The organism is Stenotrophomonas sp. YJH_SMC_16, from assembly GCF_059367875.1.
The window spans coordinates 602,374-617,624 of record NZ_JCAFRH010000002.1 but is presented as its reverse complement, the minus strand read 5'-3'; the positions used below and the strand labels follow the sequence as shown (position 1 = coordinate 617,624).

Sequence of the window (15,251 nt, the reverse complement as noted above, 5' to 3'; positions counted from 1 at the left end):
GAGCAATTCGTGGACTGGTACAACCACCGTCGGCCGCACAGTGCCAACGGCCTTGTGCCACCTGCGCTTTGTGAAGAGCAGGTGGCCTGAACTCCCTTTGGGAGTGTCCAAAAATACTTGACCACCACAGGTTCACGGCGTCCCCGGCCTACCCACCCTCCCGGCCAGCCCGCAGGAAACCGGCTTTCCGCGACCAACCAAACCACCCACCAGGGGCTGCGCCGTTGGCAGGAATCCCCCACCGATTCGTTAGCCGGAAGTTAAAGATCCGTAAGCATTCTGCTGCGATCCCGCCGTCATCTGCATGCAACCGATCGTCATTAGCCTTCGTGACGTTCCAGTCAGGTTCGACGCGGTAAGCTCTCCCTCGATGAGCTCGCAGCATCGCTCATCGAGTGCAGTACGCAGTAGCAATTTGGAGGAATACATCACATGGCAATCGTTCTTTATGTCGGTGGTAGCAAGGATGGCGAGAAGGGCGTGGTGCCCTACGGCTTCAGCAAATCCCGCGCCGACACCGCGCTGGGGCCGGAGTTCTACACGGAGCGGTTCATGGAACTGCAGGGTGTCGGCAAGGTCCGCCTGATGGCCTTGGAAGGCATGCGTGACGAGATCGTCATGCAGCGCGCCGCCCGCCACTACCGCTGACCTCCGCAACACGCGGCAGGGCGCGCCCACCATCGCGCGCCCGCGCCGGCATCCCAGCCCAGGGCCAGTCCGAGCCCTCTCCTTGCCAGGATGCCGGCGTCCAATCCGGCCCCGCCGCTGAACCTCGCCCCCTGTCAATGCCTTGTCCGGCTCCGTCGTGGGTTGCCAGAATGGGGTCTTCCCGTACCGCGGCACAGACCTGAAGCAATGCACGACGCCAAGAACGCACAGAGCGCGCTCGCCCAGCAGATCGCCCAGACCATCGCCGATGAGATCGGTGCCCAGTCCGCCCAGGTACGCGCCGCGGTCGGCCTGCTCGACGAGGGCGCCAGCGTTCCGTTCATCGCGCGCTACCGCAAGGAAGTGACCGGGGGCTTGGACGACACCCAGCTGCGCAACCTGGAAGTGCGCCTGACCTACCTGCGCGAGCTGGAGGACCGCCGCGCGGCGGTGCTGGCCAGCATCGGCGAGCAGGGCAAGCTCAGCGACGAACTGCGCAACGACATCCTCGCCGCCGACACCAAGAGCCGCCTGGAAGACCTGTACCTGCCGTACAAGCCCAAGCGCCGCACCCGCGCCCAGATCGCCCGCGAGGCCGGTCTGGAGCCGCTGGCCGATGGCCTGCTGGCCGACCCGACGCAGGACCCGCAGACGTTCGCGGCCACCTTCGTCGACACCGACAAGGGCGTGGCCGACACCAAGGCTGCGCTGGAAGGCGCGCGTGCGATCCTGATGGAGCGCTGGGGCGAAGACGCTGCGCTGGTCGGCGAACTGCGTACCTGGCTCGGCGAATCCGGCGTGATCCGTGCCCGCGTGGCCGAGGGCAAGGAAACCGAAGGCGCCAAGTACCGCGATTATTTTGAACACGCCGAGTCGCTGGCGAAGATTCCCTCGCACCGCTTGCTGGCGCTGTTCCGCGCGCGCCGCGAGGAGATCCTGTTCCTGGAGCTGGACCCGGGCAGTGATGCCGAGGCTGGCCACCAGTACGCCGAAGGGCGCGTGGCGCGCAAGGCCGGCATTGCCGACCAGGGCCGTGCCGCCGACCGCTGGCTGCTGGACGCCTGCCGCCTGACCTGGCGCGCCAAGCTGCATACCCATCTGCTGCTGGACCTGTTCAACCAGGCCCGCGAAAAGGCCGAGGCCGAAGCCATCGCGGTGTTCGGCGACAACCTGAAGGACCTGCTGCTGGCGGCACCGGCCGGCCCGAAGACCGTGCTCGGCCTGGACCCGGGCATCCGGACCGGCTGCAAGATTGCCGTGGTCGATGCCACCGGCAAGCTGGTCGCCACCGATACCATCTACCCACATGAGCCGCGCCGCCAGTGGGAGCAGTCGCTGCAGACCATCAAGCAGCTGTGCGCCAAGCACAACGTGGAGCTGATCGCGATCGGCAACGGCACCGCCAGCCGCGAAACCGACAAGCTGGCCGGTGAAGCGATCAAGGCCGCTGGCAACCCGAAGCTGCAGAAGGTGGTGGTGAGCGAGGCCGGTGCCTCGGTGTACTCGGCCTCCGAGTTCGCGGCCAAGGAGTTTCCGGGCCTGGATGTGTCGCTGCGTGGCGCGGTATCGATCGCCCGCCGCCTGCAGGACCCGCTGGCCGAACTGGTCAAGATCGAACCCAAGGCGATCGGTGTCGGCCAGTACCAGCACGACGTGGATCAGTACCGTCTGGCCCGGGCGTTGGACGCGCGCGTGGAGGACTGCGTGAACGCGGTCGGCGTGTACGTGAACACCGCGTCTGCCGCGCTGCTGTCGCGGGTGTCCGGCCTGTCGGCCACGGTGGCCGAGAACATCGTGCGCCATCGTGACGACAACGGCCCGTTCAAGCGTCGCAAAGACCTGCTGAAGGTTGCGCGCTTGGGCGAGAAGACCTTCGAGCAGTGCGCCGGCTTCCTGCGCATCGCCGACGGCGATCAGCCGTTGGACGCCTCGGCGGTGCACCCGGAGGCCTATCCGGTGGTCGAGCGCATCGTTGCCAGCACCGCGCGCCCGATCAAGGCGCTGATCGGTGATGGCAGCTTCCTGCGTGGCCTGAAAGCAGAACAGTTCACCGACGACACCTTCGGCGTGCCGACCGTTCGCGACATCCTGAAGGAACTGGAAAAGCCGGGCCGCGATCCGCGTCCGGAGTTCAAGGCGGCGCGCTTCGCCGAGGGTGTCGAGGACATCAAGGACCTGCGCGAGGGCATGGTGCTGGAAGGCGTGGTGAGCAACGTGGCGGCCTTTGGTGCTTTCGTCGATATCGGCGTGCACCAGGACGGCCTGATCCACATTTCGGCGCTCTCCGATACGTTCGTGAAGGATCCGCGCGACGTGGTCAAGGCCGGCGATATCGTCAAGGTGAAGGTGCTGGAGGTGGACGTGGCCCGCAAGCGCATCGCCCTGACCCGGCGCTTGGACGACACCCCCGGGCAGGCCACCAGCCGCTCGGGCCAGCGCGATGAGCGCGGGCAGGGGCCGCGCCGCGACGCAGGCGGCCCGAACCGCGGGCCGAACCGGGGCCAGGGCAATGGTGGCCGTCCCGCCGTGTCCGCGCCCCCGGCCAACAATGCCCTGGCCGAGGCCTTCGCCCGCGCCAAGCGCAGTTGAGGACCGTGTCCCCCGTCACGCTTGATTCGTGGTGAGGGACTTGTCGGTTTTCCCCGTGATTGCGCACACTTGCGCTTGAGGGGAGGCGTTCGGCCACCCCGCTGTCGCTGGGGAGGGCCATGACGCCAGCAGGACCCGTTGTCTTCGTCGAGGGCTGCAGCGTTGTGCTGCGGCCACTGCCCGCCTGTGCGGGCCGCGGGGCGGGTTGATGGCGGGCCAGGGAAGCAACGGCAACGGGCTGCTCGAACGGCGCCTGCAGGAGCTGGCCGAGGAGCGCCGTCGCCTGGCGATGATCATCGACGGCACCGCAGCCGGCACCTGGGAATGGAACGTGCAGACCGGCGAAATGCGGGTCAATGCGCGCTGGGCGGAGATCGTCGGCTATCGCCTGGAAGAGCTGGAGCCGGTGTGCCAGAAGACGTTCCTGAAGCTGGTCCACCCCGACGACATCGTCCTGTCCGATGCGGCACTGGAGGACCATTTCGAAGGCCGCAGCGACAACTATGTCTGCCTGCTGCGCATGCGGCACAAGAATGGCCAGTGGATATGGATCCACGACCGTGGCCGCGTGTTCGAATGGGACGGGCAGGGACGACCGCTGTGGATGGCCGGTGCACACGCCGACGTGACCGAGCTGCAGCAGGCGCGACAGGATGCGGCCGAGAGCCGGCAGCGATTGCAGGCCGTGGTCGACGCATCCGACGAGGTGGCGGTGATCGCGACCGATACCGAAGGCACCATCACCTTGTTCAATACCGGCGCGGAACGCCTGCTGGGATACAGCGCCGAAGAAGTGGTCGGCCAGCGGCGACTGGGTGATTTCCACGATCCGGACGAGCTGGCGGCCTGGCTGCGTCCGCTGGCGGCTGCGGACGGAAGCCTGCCGGGCGCGTTTGAAGCACTCAGCGCTCGCGCCGATGAGCAGACCTATTCACGGCAGTGGACACTGCGGCGCAAGGATGGCCAGCCACGCCAGGTGCGCCTGTCGATCAGCCGCATGGATGGTGCCGGCGGCGCGCGGATCGGTTATGTCGGCATGTCCATCGACATTACCGAGATCCTGCAGGCGCGTGCCGAAGCACGCCTGTCGGCAGAGAAATTCGCCGGTGCGTTCACGTCGGCGGCGCTGGGCATGGCGCTGGTGTCGCTGGAAGGGCGCTGGCTGGACGTCAATGACGCACTGTGCCGGATCCTGGGCTACCCCCGCGAAGAACTGCTGCAGGTTGATTTCCAGCGCCTGACCCATCCCGACGACCTGCAGACCGACCTGGCCCTGGTGCAGGACCTGCTGGCCGGGCGGCGCAGCCACTACCACCTGGAAAAACGTTATCTCGATCGCGACGGCAAGGTGATCTGGGCACGGCTGTCGGTTTCGCTGGTGCGCACCGAGCACGGCGAGCCGCTGCATTTCGTGTCGCAGATCCAGGACATCAGCGCCCAGCGCAGCAGCGAGCAGCGCCTGTTCGAGAGCGAGCAGCGCAGCCGTATCACGCTTGATGCGGTGGCCGACCTGGTGCTCAGTGTCAGCCTGGATGGTCGCATCGACTACGCCAATGCCGCCGCGGTGCGCACCCTGGCCGGTGATGGCGCGCTGTCGCTGGCCGGGCACAAGGTGCAGGATGTGCTGGCACTGACCACTGAGTATGCACCCGGTTCAGTGCTGGATGTCTCCGTGCTGCTGGACCCGGAAAGCAACGCAGTGGACCTGCACGCTGACCTGTTGCTGCGCCTGGGCACAGCCACGATTCCGGTTGACCTGACCCGTGCCTGGCTGCGTGATGATGAAGGTCATGTACGGGGCGCAGTGTGGGTGCTGCGCGACGATACCCAGCAGCGCGCGCGCCAGCGCGAGGCGCGCCATCTGGCCGAGATCGATCCGCTGACCGAGCTGAGCAACCGCCGCGGCTTCGAGGTGCATCTGCAGCAGGCGATCACCCGCGTCGAGCGTACCGGCCAGGCCGCCTCGTTGATGTACATCGACCTGGACCGCTTCAAGCCGGTCAACGATACCTGGGGCCATCTGGCCGGCGATGCCGTGCTGTGGGCGGTGGCCAGCGTGCTGCGCCACGGCGTGCGCGATTCGGACGTGGTGGCGCGGCTGGGCGGCGACGAATTCGCGGTGATCCTGTCCGGCTGCACACCGCGTCGTGCAGCGCGCATCGGCGGTGAACTGCTGCACACCCTGGCATCGCTGTCGATTCCGTGGGACCGGGATCGCCTGCATGTGGGCGCCAGCATCGGTATCGCGCCATTGGCGGGCGGGATGAGCGTGGACCAGGCTGTAGCGGCGGCTGATGCCCAGTGCTACCGGGCCAAGGCAATGGGTCGCAACAACGTACAGGTGCAGGGCGAGGCCAGTGAGCTGCCGAGCGACGACATCGACCCGATCGAGGGCTGATCTCAGCCTGTGAGAGGGCGTGCGCGAATACTCCGTGCACTTCCCCTCGTACAGGTGATCCCATGAATGTCTGCAACCCGGTGACGGTGCGTGCCTTCGCCCCGGCCCTGGTCGGTTGGTGCCTGGCCCTGGCCGCCTGCCTGCGTGCGGAACAGCTGCGCGGCGACCTGCACGCGCAGGCCCTGCTGCCGGTGCTGCAGGGCGGCGCGGTCGCCCTGCTGGTATTCACGCTGTCCTGCATCGGTGCCGCCTGCATCGTGCTCTGGCGGGCGGGCAGGAACGCGGTGGAGTGATGCGGTGGATGGTCACCGCATCCCCCATGTCATGTTGCGTCAGCGCAGAACTTCATCCGAACTGACCAGCTGCACGTCGTGCATCAGGTTGAGGTAAGCCTCGTAGTAGCCCTTGTGCGAGGCACCGACGATGGTCAGCATGCGGGTGCCTGGATGCTGGCCCAGTATGTCGCGCATGTTGGCGACCATGCGCAGGTTGCGGGTTTCCCAGTAGCCCACGTAGTTGCGGCCGAAGCCTTCCGGCGAGGGTTCGACGAGCGTCGCGCCGAAATCGCTGTTGAAGGCCGCCATCACGGCCTCGGGTGCGTTGTAGGCGCGATACATCGCGAGCAACCCATCCGCTTGGTCAAGATTGGCTTCGAGCCGTTCATCGGCCGCCCTGCGCGCTTTGACGAAGGAATTGTCCCAGGCACCGCGTATGGCGGCAGCGTAGGCCTTCTGCTGCGATTCCGGTGTTGGCGAATCCGCAGTGTGGTCGTCGACCGACCACAGGCGCTCCAGTCCCAGGCGTGCGGCAAGGACGCCGGCCACCAGGCCGGCCTCGTTGCGGCGGGTCATGCGCGTGTCGAGGAACCGCACCAGCTCCGGCGTCAGGCTGTCCGAAGCACGTCGCTCTTCCCTGGGCAACCGCAGCCATTGGACGACTGCCGAGCTGCTTTCGCCCGCGGCCAGGAAGACTGCGGCCAATCGGCGTCGCTGGGCAGCGGTTGGCGCCTTCGGCCATTCCGCAAGCAGGCGTTCCATCTCCACGTTCGCGCTGGGCACGTCCAGGCCGGTGGCGGCCTGCGCCGGGGCCGGATCGACGCAGTAGTCCGCTACGCTCTCCGCGTATCGGGCTGGATTGCGGCGCATGAAGTCACACTGCAGGCCGGACAGGTTCTCCACTGCGATCGCGGTGGGCCGCCAGGCTTCCAGGCGCTGCAGCAGAGGTTCCAGCATCGCCGGCGTGAAGGTCTCCGGCAGGCTGGACAGGTGCGGGCTGCCCAGTACCAGTACTTCGTTCGGGCGTCCTGCGGGCGGTCCCTTCAGCTGGTCCGGGTGGAACGCCGGTCGATAGGCGGTGTCGTTGGCCAGCGCGCTGCTGCTGCACACGGCCAGGAAGAGAAGGCTGGCAAAGCGAGGGAACATGCGATCTCCATGTCGATAAGCGTCCTGCGGGACCTTCATGCTGGTCATTTTCTCCGGCTGGGGAATCCCGCATTGGTCATGTAAACCTTTCTGCCTTGAGCTGCATCCTTCTGCTGAGCGATGCTGTACTCAGCGCTTAGGCAATGCAGAACATGACATCCGACGACTGGACCATCGACAGTCCGCGGCTGCACCTCCGGCCATTCACGCCCGGTGACGCCGACGAGGCATTTGCGGGAATCACGCCCGGGCTGACCCGCTACATGGCCTTCGAGCCGCCTCCGTCGGAGGCGGCGTTTGCTGCGGTCTGGCAGACGTGGCTGCCCACCATTGCCGACGGGACCGACATCACGTTCGTGATCCGCAGGCGCGAGGATGATGTATTCCTTGGCTTGGCAGGCCTGCATCGAGCCGGGGAAGCAGAACCCGAGCTGGGCATCTGGATCGCAGAAGTGATGCATGGGCACGGCTATGGCCGCGAAGCAATGGCGGCGGTGTGGTCGGCGGCCTCCGAGCGCCTGCGCTGTGCGGCGTTCCGCTACCCGGTGGCGGAACGGAACCGGTCCAGCCGTTCACTGGCTGAGTCCCTCGGTGGGCAGGCGGTGGCACGTGAGCGGGGCGTGAAGTACACAGCAATCGTCTACCGCATTCCGGCTGCAATGCATGGAGTTGCGACGGACGTCGCGGAATCCCGCTAAAGCGGCCGACGGCATCGCCGATACTCCCTCTGGATCCCGCTCCAGTCACCCGCCGCAGGACCCGGGACTGCCCCCGATGGGCGGTCCGCGCAGTGTGTTCCGCCGCTTCCAGATGCCGATCGCACCCGCAGCAGACGCTCTTGGCAGTCGCTCGAGAGGTGCCGGTTGGCACCTGTAGTCCCTGGCAACTGATGTTGCCGCCGGGCATCCCGCCCGTCGGGTCACAACCGCTTACCGGACACCGAGGATCAGACAATGCTCATTCCAGGCTTCACGGCGGGCGCGCAGGCGCCGGCCGAGCTGCATACCCGTTGGTCGCCGTGGCGTGCGCTGCTTGGCGTACTGGCGCCACAGCAACGCACCCGCACAGAGAAGGCGGTGACCGACCGCACCGAGCTGGAAGCGCAGGTGGCCGCGCTGCATCGCGTGCAGGCCGTCATCGAGTTCGCGCTCGACGGCACCATCCTGCAGGCCAATGACAATTTCCTGCAGGCGATGGGCTACCGGCTGGAGGAGATCCAGGGCGGGCATCATTCCCTGTTCGTCGACCCCGAGCAGGCGCGCAGCGCTGAATACCGCGACTTCTGGGCGCGCTTGGGGCGCGGCGAATATGACGCCGGACAGTACCGCCGCTTCGGCAAGGGCCAGCGCGAGATCTGGATCCAGGCCTCGTACAACCCGGTGCTGGACCGCCAGGGGCGGCCGTACAAGGTGGTCAAGTTCGCGACCGACATCACCGCGCAGAAGCTGCAGGCGGCCGACTCGGCGGGGCAACTGGCCGCGATCGCCAAGTCGCAGGCGGTGATCGAGTTCAGCATGGATGGCCGCATCCTGTCGGCCAATGACAATTTCCTGGCCGCCACCGGCTACAGCCTGGACGAGGTGCGCGGGCAGCACCATTCGTTGTTTGTCGAGCCCGAGCATCGCAGCAGCGTCGAATATCGCCAGTTCTGGGAGAAACTGGGGCGTGGCGAGTATGACGCCGGGCAGTATCGGCGCCTGGGCAAGGGCGGGCGCGAGGTCTGGATCCAGGCATCCTACAACCCGATCCTGGACATCAACGGCAAGCCGTTCAAGGTCGTCAAGTACGCTACCGACATCACCGTGCAGGTACATGAGAACCAGGCCATGCAGCGCGCCGTGGCGCAGACCCGCGAGGTGGTGGCTGCCGCCAAGCAGGGCGACCTGACCCAGCGCGTGGCCACCACCGACAAGAACGGACCGATCGCCGAACTGTGCGAAGGCGTGAATTCGCTGGTCGAGGCGATGGCGGCCATCATCGGCCAGATCAAGTTCGCTGCGGACACCATCGCAGTCGGCGCGACTGAAATCGCACAGGGCAACAGCGACCTCTCGCAGCGCACCGAGCAGCAGGCGGCCTCGCTGGAGGAAACCGCCGTGTCGATGAAGGGACTGGCCGAGACCGTGCAGCGCACGGCCACCAACGCGCGCCAGGCCAGCCAGCTGGCCGGTGGAGCGGCCGACGTCGCCGCGCGAGGCGGCAATGTGGTGCATGAGGTGGTCGAGACGATGGCGGTGATCAATGCCTCGTCGCGGCGCATCGTCGACATCATCGGGGTGATCGACGGCATCGCCTTCCAGACCAACATTCTCGCGCTGAACGCAGCGGTGGAGGCTGCGCGTGCCGGTGAACATGGCCGTGGCTTCGCCGTGGTTGCAACCGAGATCCGCGAGTTGTCGCAGCGTTCGGCCAGCGCAGCCAAGGAGATCAAGCACCTGATCGATGAGTCGGTTGCCAATGTGGGCGCCGGCACGGCGCAGGTTGAGAGCGCGGGCCGCACCATGGATGAAATCGTGACCAACGTGCGCCGGGTCAGTGACCTGATGACCGAAATCAGCACTGCCTCGCAGCAGCAGAGCGACGACATCCAGCAGATGAATCATGCGGTTGACCTGATCGATCAGGGCACCCAGCAGAACGCGGCCCTGGTCGAGGAGGCGTCGGCGGCGGCGCGCAGCATGGAAGAACAGTCGGCGCAGCTGCTGCAGACCGTGGCCAGCTTCCGCGTGCAGGGCGGGGCCGGGCATCGGCATGGAGCGGCGGCGCTGCACGCGGTCTAGACGCGGCGCCCGGACCAGTCTTCCGTGGTGCCGGTGTCGCCGCGTACGCAGTTGCGGCCGGCATGCTTGGCGCGATACAGGGCCTGGTCGGCGCGTTCGACCAGGTCGCGCGGATCGCGGTCTTCGCCCGGTGCCTGACAGGCCACGCCGATGCTGATGGTGACGGTGGCTTCAGGGGCGGGCAGGGCTGCGGCTTCGACCGAAGCGCGCAGCCGTTCGCCCAGGCCCAGGGCGTGGGCGGCATCGGGCGAGGGCAGGGCGGCGATGAACTCTTCGCCGCCATAGCGGGCCAGCAGATCGTCACCCCGTTGCAGGCAGCCATCAAGGATGGCAGCCACCGACTGCAGGCGACGATCGCCTTCCGGGTGGCCGTAGGTGTCATTGAGCCGTTTGAAGTGGTCGATGTCGATCATCAGTACCGCCAGCCCGAGTCCCTGGACGAGGCGGCTGCTGCCGCGTTCGCCCGGGTGATGGCGGCACTGGAGCCGATCCGGCGGCCGGCGGAGACCAAGCCCAGACTGACGGATCCCGCTAAGGCTCGGTTGAGGGAGGCAAAAGTCGGATCAAAGCGGCGCTGACGCGGCGCTGGGCCAATGCCCAGCGCTCGCCGGTGTCGTTACTCGGTAGCGGGCTTGGCACGGGGCTTGAGCCTAAAGCTCACGCCTAGCCGATTGATCGCGTTCATTGCCGCGATGGTGAGCGTAAGATCGACAAGGTCCTTCTCGCTGAAGGCTGCGGCCACGGCCTGATACGCCTCGTCAGATGCGTGGGTCTCGCTGACAAGCGTCACTTCCTCAGACCATGCCAACGCGGCGCGCTCTTGCTCCGAGAACAGGTACGAGGCTTCGTGCCAAACAGGCAGAAGGGTGATTGTGTCGAAGGGCATGCCTTCCTTGAGTAGATCGCGTGTGTGGATGTCTATGCAGTGCGCGCATCCATTCAGTTGAGAAACGCGCAAGAACACCAGGTGGATCAATTTTGAGGGCAACGATGTGCCGGTGGTCACAAAGTGATGGAGCTGTCCAACCGCTTTGGCACCCTCGGGAGAGACCACAAACCAGTTCGCTCGGTTCATTTCTAACGTCCTTTTCCTCTAAGTGTGGGCCGGAGTCGGTCCACTCAAAGGTAGGGACGCCGAGCAGGGACGGTTCGTGACAGCTGATAGCGTGCGCCAGAATAGGCGCTTGGCTGAGCACTGGTGTGCGGTGGGGCTCTACCCGGGCCTGCCGCCGCGCGAGGCCGTGGACCCCCTGACCGACAGCACGCTCATCGCGCCGGCCACGCCTCTGCCGGGCCTACCCCCGACCCGCGAGCAGCAGCAACAGGCCCGGCGCCTGGCTGAGGCTGGGGCGAAGGAGATCGAGCGGATCAAGGCAGCGCTGGAGCCGCGCAAGCCGCCGGCGGAGACGAAACCCCGAGCGAGGGACATCCGCAGCAAGGCGCGGTTGAGGGCGGGGCTGCAGCAGATGCGCGGCGGTGTGTAGCGAGAGAGAATGAAGAAAAAAGGCGGAGCCGGAAGATTCACGACTCCATTACGCCATTTTCTTTTAAACCCTTATGCCGCAAGGGTCTTTGGTGCCGGTGAAAGGACTCGAACCTTCATGGGGTCACCCCCGGCTGATTTTGAGTCAGCTGCGTATACCATTCCGCCACACCGGCAGGCAGCGTGCGATTGTAAACGAGGTCGGCACGGCTTTCATAGTGGGGAGGCCGATCAGGGCGCGTCCTGTCGGCTTCGGCCCAGTGATGGCTATACTGCGGCGGCTTGAATGCCTCCAGGAGTGGTAGCCGATGACAGTGTTGCAGGACCTGAGGGTGCTGGTGGTCGAGAACGACGAGATGAGTGCCGCACTGCTGCAGATGCAGCTGGTGCACGCCGGTGCGACGGTGGTGGGTCTGGCCGCGAGCGTCGCTGAGGCACTGCGCCTGCTGGAGGCGTCGACCCCGGACGTTGCCCTGCTTGATTACCGCCTGGCCCGCAATGAAACCAGCGAGCCGGTGGCCGCGGCGCTGTCGGCGCGTGGCGTGCCGTTCGTGCTGGCCACCGGCATGCTGGCCGAGCAGCTGCCCGAGCCGATGCTGGCCGGCGTGCTGCTGGTCAAGCCGTATCTCTCGGCAGACCTGAGCCAGGCACTGGTACGCGCAGTGGGCCGCGCCAGCGCCAGGGCCTGATTGGCGCATGCTGAAGCGGTGGGCGTATCCTGCCCGGGCCTGAATGCTCAGGCCTACAAGGAGAGTGGCATGAAGAAGTGGATCAAGCGCATGGTTGCTGCGGGTGTCCTTTCGATGGCGGTCTTCGGTGGTACGGCCTCTGCCGCGTGGTGCGGCCAGCCCTGTTTCCAGCTCTACAAGAGCTGCATCGCGCGGGGTGGTGAGGTCGAACAATGCCTGCAGGAACAGGCCTTCTGCGAAGAGGCGATGTGCGGCGGCAATCCCTGATCCATGAACCCCGCCCAGGCGGGGTTTTTCATCTGTGCGCGGTATTCAGCCGGCTTCTTCGTACACGTAGCGGATCTCTTCGCGGTCGTCGAGGATGCGGTACTGCCGCGCCAGATCATCCGGATCGGGATTGAGCCAGGCATCGAGGTGTTCCCTGCGGATGGGAACGACGCCGCGGTCGTGGCCCGCAGCGGCGACGTCGTGCGGAGGCGTGTCGGTGATGGTGGCAAATGACAGCAGGCGACCTTCCGGTCCTTCCCATTCCGCCCACAGGCAGGCCAGCAGCAGATCGCGCGGGGGATCAGGCCGGAACTCCAGCACCACGTCCTGCTCTTTCTCATCGGCACCCAGCGTACGGCCGGCGATGGCGTGACGCGGTACGTGCTCATAGAACGCCTGCACCACCACCACGCCGTGGCGCAGGCCGAACGCACCGCGCCAATAGCCTTCCAGGCTATCGCGCCTCGCGTTGTAGGTGCCGGGATAGAGGATGTCGTTGCGCACCGGCTTGTCCGGCAGCCGGCACTGGTAGCGCATCGGCTTGATCACGCGTTTGCCGCCCTCGCTGACCATGACCGGTGCGTAGGTGCCAGGGAAAATGCGGTTGTCGCGCGGCAGCAGCTGCACCCGGTGCAGGTCTTCCAGCCGGGCCTGCGCACGATCGATGCGGTTGCCGGCTATGCGCAGGTCGTTGCGTGCCTTCTGGGTGGGGCGGGTCGCCAGCGTGGCGTTGGCGATATCGCGTCGCTCGCGCTGGCGGGCCAGCTCCGCTTCCAGATCCTGGCGCTCCTGCGCATGCCATTGCTGGATTTTCGCGACGATGTCGCGGCCCTGCTCGGTGCGCGCACCGGCGAAGCCGTCATCCATGGCCTTGGGAGTTCTGGGGCGCTTCTTGCCGGGATCGTGCGCGTACAGCTCCGCGAATTCTTCCAGCGACAGGATGGCGCCGAACTCGCGCACCAGCTTGGCGTAGTCGGCGCGGATCAGGGCGGAATAGCACATGGGAACTCTGCAGGCGCGGGTCGCAGCAGTTGCGACATGGATGAGGCAGGATAGCCCGACCTACAGGGAGAAAGCGCATGAATGATTCCGTCGCCTGCCAGTTCCGCGACGCCGTGCCCACGGTCGAGGACTATTGCCAGCTGCGTGTGCTGGCGGGCCTCAGTGCCAAGAGCCAGGAGGCGGCGGCACGCGCGCTGCCCAATACCCTGTATGGCGTGTGCGCCTACCAGGGCAACGAGCTGGTGGCGATGGGGCGCATCGTCGGCGATGGGGGCTGCCACCTGCAGGTCTGCGATATCGCCGTGTTGCCGCGCCTGCAGGGGCAGGGCCTGGGCAAGGAAGTGATGCGTCGCCTGGATGGCTGGATGCAGGCAAACCTGCCGCCGTCGGCATACGTCAGCCTTCTGGCAGATGGTGAAGCGCACCGGCTGTACGCGCAGTTTGGTTTCGCACCTACCGCACCTGCATCGATCGGGATGTATCGCCGGTTCTGAGGTGTGTCCAGGCTGAGGCCAGCCATGCGCGGCTCGGGCCTTCCCAGGAATCACAGGCAAAGAAAAACCCCGGCCGAAGCCGGGGTTTTAAAGAATTGGCGTCCCCACGGGGATTCGAACCCCGGTCGCCACCGTGAAAGGGTGATGTCCTAGGCCTCTAGACGATGGGGACGCACGAAAACTTCAAGTTGTAGATCCTTCGACGGCCTAATGTCGAAGTGGTGGAGCCAAGCGGGATCGAACCGCTGACCTCCTGCATGCCATGCAGGCGCTCTCCCAGCTGAGCTATGGCCCCAATGAAACTCCGGATGATCTGCCGGGAGCAGAGTCCGTTTCGAAACTGGCGTCCCCACGGGGATTCGAACCCCGGTCGCCACCGTGAAAGGGTGATGTCCTAGGCCTCTAGACGATGGGGACGCACGAAAACTTCAAGTTGTAGAACCTTCGACGGCCTAATGTCGAAAGTGGTGGAGCCAAGCGGGATCGAACCGCTGACCTCCTGCATGCCATGCAGGCGCTCTCCCAGCTGAGCTATGGCCCCGTGTTACCGAGCCGCCTATCATACCTGCGTGTTCACGTTTGTGGAAGCTTTTTTTGAGCTTTTTTCGTTCCGGTTCAACCGCGGCCACGAGGGCAGGGGAACCGCAACGCCACTACCTGAATGCTGGTAGGCGGTGAACAAAAAAGACCCGGTTATCGGCCGGGTCCTCGTTGTTCGTGATGAGTGGCGTCCCCACGGGGATTCGAACCCCGGTCGCCACCGTGAAAGGGTGATGTCCTAGGCCTCTAGACGATGGGGACGCAATTCTCATCAATGTTCTTTAGCGACCTTTCGACGGCCTAATGCCGAAAGATTGGTGGAGCCAAGCGGGATCGAACCGCTGACCTCCTGCATGCCATGCAGGCGCTCTCCCAGCTGAGCTATGGCCCCACGTCGCTGAGGAGCGAAATAATAGCCTTGCCCCAGGGGGTTGGCAAGCATTTGTTGCACTTTTCTTCACGTGCGTTGCGAAGGCGATGTCAGTCGCCTTTCGCCTGTGCAACGTTGTCGGTCAGTGCCGCCAGGATCGGGCACTGGTCCAGCGTGCCGTGACCGGGGCAGGCGTCGACCAGCTGCGAAAGTGCGGTGTGCATGCGCTGCAGCTCGGCCATCCGTTGCGCGATGTCCTGCAGGCGGGCCTGCGCGGTGTCGCGCACGCTGCCCATGTCCTGCGAGTGCTGATCGCTCAGTACGAGCAGCTCGCCGATCTCTTCCAGGCTGAAGCCCAGCGCCTTGGCGCGGCGGATGAATCGCAGCCGGCGCAGATCCTGCTCGCCGAAGATGCGGTAGCCACCCGCCGAGCGGGCCGCGGTCGGCAGCAGCTGCTGTCGTTCGTAGTAGCGCACCGTATCGATCGGCACGCCCGCCTGGCGGGCCAGTTGTCCAATGTTCATGGCGGATTCCTGCGGATGCTGCCGACCATTGTGAAGCCTGGAGTCT

14 protein-coding genes, 7 tRNA genes and 1 pseudogene are annotated in these 15,251 nt (G+C 65.8%); 10 read left to right on the top strand and 12 right to left on the bottom strand.

The annotated features are described in order from the left end of the window. Nucleotides 1-432 precede the first annotated feature (432 nt). The 4 genes from AC5P6E_RS07535 to AC5P6E_RS07520 all read left to right on the top strand — a co-directional run bounded on the left by AC5P6E_RS07535 (nt 433) and on the right by AC5P6E_RS07520 (nt 5,928). Nucleotides 433-648 (top strand): hypothetical protein, encoded by a 216-nt coding sequence (locus AC5P6E_RS07535; protein WP_005410085.1) that lies wholly within the window; start codon nt 433-435, stop codon nt 646-648. 207 nt (nt 649-855) lie between these two features. Next, a complete protein-coding gene (locus tag AC5P6E_RS07530) occupies nt 856-3,237 on the top strand; it encodes a Tex family protein (RefSeq protein ID WP_100446061.1) in 2,382 nt (793 codons plus the stop codon). Nucleotides 3,238-3,445: 208 nt separating this feature from the next. Then, nucleotides 3,446-5,635, top strand: a complete 2,190-nt coding sequence (locus tag AC5P6E_RS07525; RefSeq protein WP_019336521.1) for a PAS domain S-box protein — start codon at nt 3,446-3,448, stop codon at nt 5,633-5,635. 62 nt (nt 5,636-5,697) lie between these two features. Next, nucleotides 5,698-5,928 carry a hypothetical protein gene (locus tag AC5P6E_RS07520; protein ID WP_010484939.1) on the top strand — a complete coding sequence of 77 codons (231 nt, stop codon included), beginning with the start codon at nt 5,698-5,700 and terminating at the stop codon, nt 5,926-5,928. 39 nt (nt 5,929-5,967) lie between these two features. On the opposite strand, the gene AC5P6E_RS07515 is transcribed toward AC5P6E_RS07520, so the two are convergent. After that, entirely contained in the window at nt 5,968-7,056 is a 1,089-nt protein-coding gene (locus AC5P6E_RS07515) for a DUF5694 domain-containing protein (protein WP_043403094.1), read from the bottom strand. A gap of 152 nt (nt 7,057-7,208) precedes the next feature. Here AC5P6E_RS07515 and AC5P6E_RS07510 point away from each other — a divergent pair, with 152 nt between their 5' ends. Both AC5P6E_RS07510 and AC5P6E_RS07505 read left to right on the top strand, forming a co-directional pair. Next, the gene (locus AC5P6E_RS07510; protein WP_329836047.1) at nt 7,209-7,754 is read left to right on the top strand and encodes a GNAT family N-acetyltransferase; all 546 of its coding nucleotides are present in this window, start codon (nt 7,209-7,211) and stop codon (nt 7,752-7,754) included. Nucleotides 7,755-8,009: 255 nt separating this feature from the next. Further along, nucleotides 8,010-9,836, top strand: coding sequence for a methyl-accepting chemotaxis protein (locus tag AC5P6E_RS07505; protein WP_329836048.1), 1,827 nt, complete (start codon nt 8,010-8,012; stop codon nt 9,834-9,836). On the opposite strand, the pseudogene AC5P6E_RS07500 reads toward AC5P6E_RS07505, so the two are convergent. Both AC5P6E_RS07500 and AC5P6E_RS07495 read right to left on the bottom strand, forming a co-directional pair. Continuing rightward, nucleotides 9,833-10,354: pseudogene (locus tag AC5P6E_RS07500) on the bottom strand (GGDEF domain-containing protein); the annotation flags it as partial. The gene AC5P6E_RS07505 and the pseudogene AC5P6E_RS07500 sit on opposite strands and share 4 nt — an antisense overlap. Nucleotides 10,355-10,452: 98 nt before the next feature. Beyond that, nucleotides 10,453-10,911, bottom strand: coding sequence for a carboxymuconolactone decarboxylase family protein (locus AC5P6E_RS07495; RefSeq protein WP_019336516.1), 459 nt, complete (start codon nt 10,909-10,911; stop codon nt 10,453-10,455). Nucleotides 10,912-11,020: 109 nt separating this feature from the next. Between AC5P6E_RS07495 and AC5P6E_RS07490 the strand changes: the two genes are divergently transcribed. Beyond that, nucleotides 11,021-11,320: a hypothetical protein gene (locus AC5P6E_RS07490; protein ID WP_224328272.1), complete on the top strand. Its 300-nt coding sequence runs from the start codon at nt 11,021-11,023 to the stop codon at nt 11,318-11,320. Between the two features lie 89 nt (nt 11,321-11,409). On the opposite strand, the gene AC5P6E_RS07485 is transcribed toward AC5P6E_RS07490, so the two are convergent. Next, nucleotides 11,410-11,495 (bottom strand) — tRNA-Leu (locus AC5P6E_RS07485). A 132-nt stretch (nt 11,496-11,627) separates the two neighbouring features. On the opposite strand from AC5P6E_RS07485, the gene AC5P6E_RS07480 reads away from it, so the two are divergent. Beyond that, nucleotides 11,628-12,008 (top strand): response regulator, encoded by a 381-nt coding sequence (locus AC5P6E_RS07480; protein WP_010484954.1) that lies wholly within the window; start codon nt 11,628-11,630, stop codon nt 12,006-12,008. A gap of 69 nt (nt 12,009-12,077) precedes the next feature. Then, the gene (locus tag AC5P6E_RS07475; RefSeq protein WP_010484956.1) at nt 12,078-12,275 is read left to right on the top strand and encodes a hypothetical protein; all 198 of its coding nucleotides are present in this window, start codon (nt 12,078-12,080) and stop codon (nt 12,273-12,275) included. 45 nt (nt 12,276-12,320) lie between these two features. Here AC5P6E_RS07475 and AC5P6E_RS07470 read toward each other — a convergent pair whose 3' ends face one another. Next, on the bottom strand, nt 12,321-13,277 hold the full coding sequence (locus AC5P6E_RS07470; RefSeq protein WP_329836050.1) for an SOS response-associated peptidase family protein: 957 nt from the start codon (nt 13,275-13,277) through the stop codon (nt 12,321-12,323). A 77-nt stretch (nt 13,278-13,354) separates the two neighbouring features. Here AC5P6E_RS07470 and AC5P6E_RS07465 point away from each other — a divergent pair, with 77 nt between their 5' ends. Further along, nucleotides 13,355-13,771 (top strand): GNAT family N-acetyltransferase, encoded by a 417-nt coding sequence (locus AC5P6E_RS07465; RefSeq protein WP_043403080.1) that lies wholly within the window; start codon nt 13,355-13,357, stop codon nt 13,769-13,771. Nucleotides 13,772-13,867: 96 nt separating this feature from the next. Here the strand turns inward: AC5P6E_RS07465 and AC5P6E_RS07460 are convergent. The 7 genes from AC5P6E_RS07460 to AC5P6E_RS07430 form a co-directional block, all read right to left on the bottom strand. After that, a tRNA-Glu gene (locus AC5P6E_RS07460) sits at nt 13,868-13,943 on the bottom strand. Nucleotides 13,944-13,990: 47 nt separating this feature from the next. After that, nucleotides 13,991-14,066, bottom strand: a tRNA-Ala gene (locus AC5P6E_RS07455). Nucleotides 14,067-14,112: 46 nt separating this feature from the next. Then, a tRNA-Glu gene (locus AC5P6E_RS07450) sits at nt 14,113-14,188 on the bottom strand. 48 nt (nt 14,189-14,236) lie between these two features. Next, nucleotides 14,237-14,312: transfer RNA gene (locus AC5P6E_RS07445), tRNA-Ala, on the bottom strand. A gap of 184 nt (nt 14,313-14,496) precedes the next feature. Beyond that, nucleotides 14,497-14,572 (bottom strand) — tRNA-Glu (locus AC5P6E_RS07440). Nucleotides 14,573-14,626: 54 nt separating this feature from the next. Beyond that, nucleotides 14,627-14,702: transfer RNA gene (locus tag AC5P6E_RS07435), tRNA-Ala, on the bottom strand. 89 nt (nt 14,703-14,791) lie between these two features. Beyond that, on the bottom strand, nt 14,792-15,205 hold the full coding sequence (locus AC5P6E_RS07430) for a heavy metal-responsive transcriptional regulator (protein ID WP_010484978.1): 414 nt from the start codon (nt 15,203-15,205) through the stop codon (nt 14,792-14,794). Between the last annotated feature and the right edge of the window lie 46 nt (nt 15,206-15,251).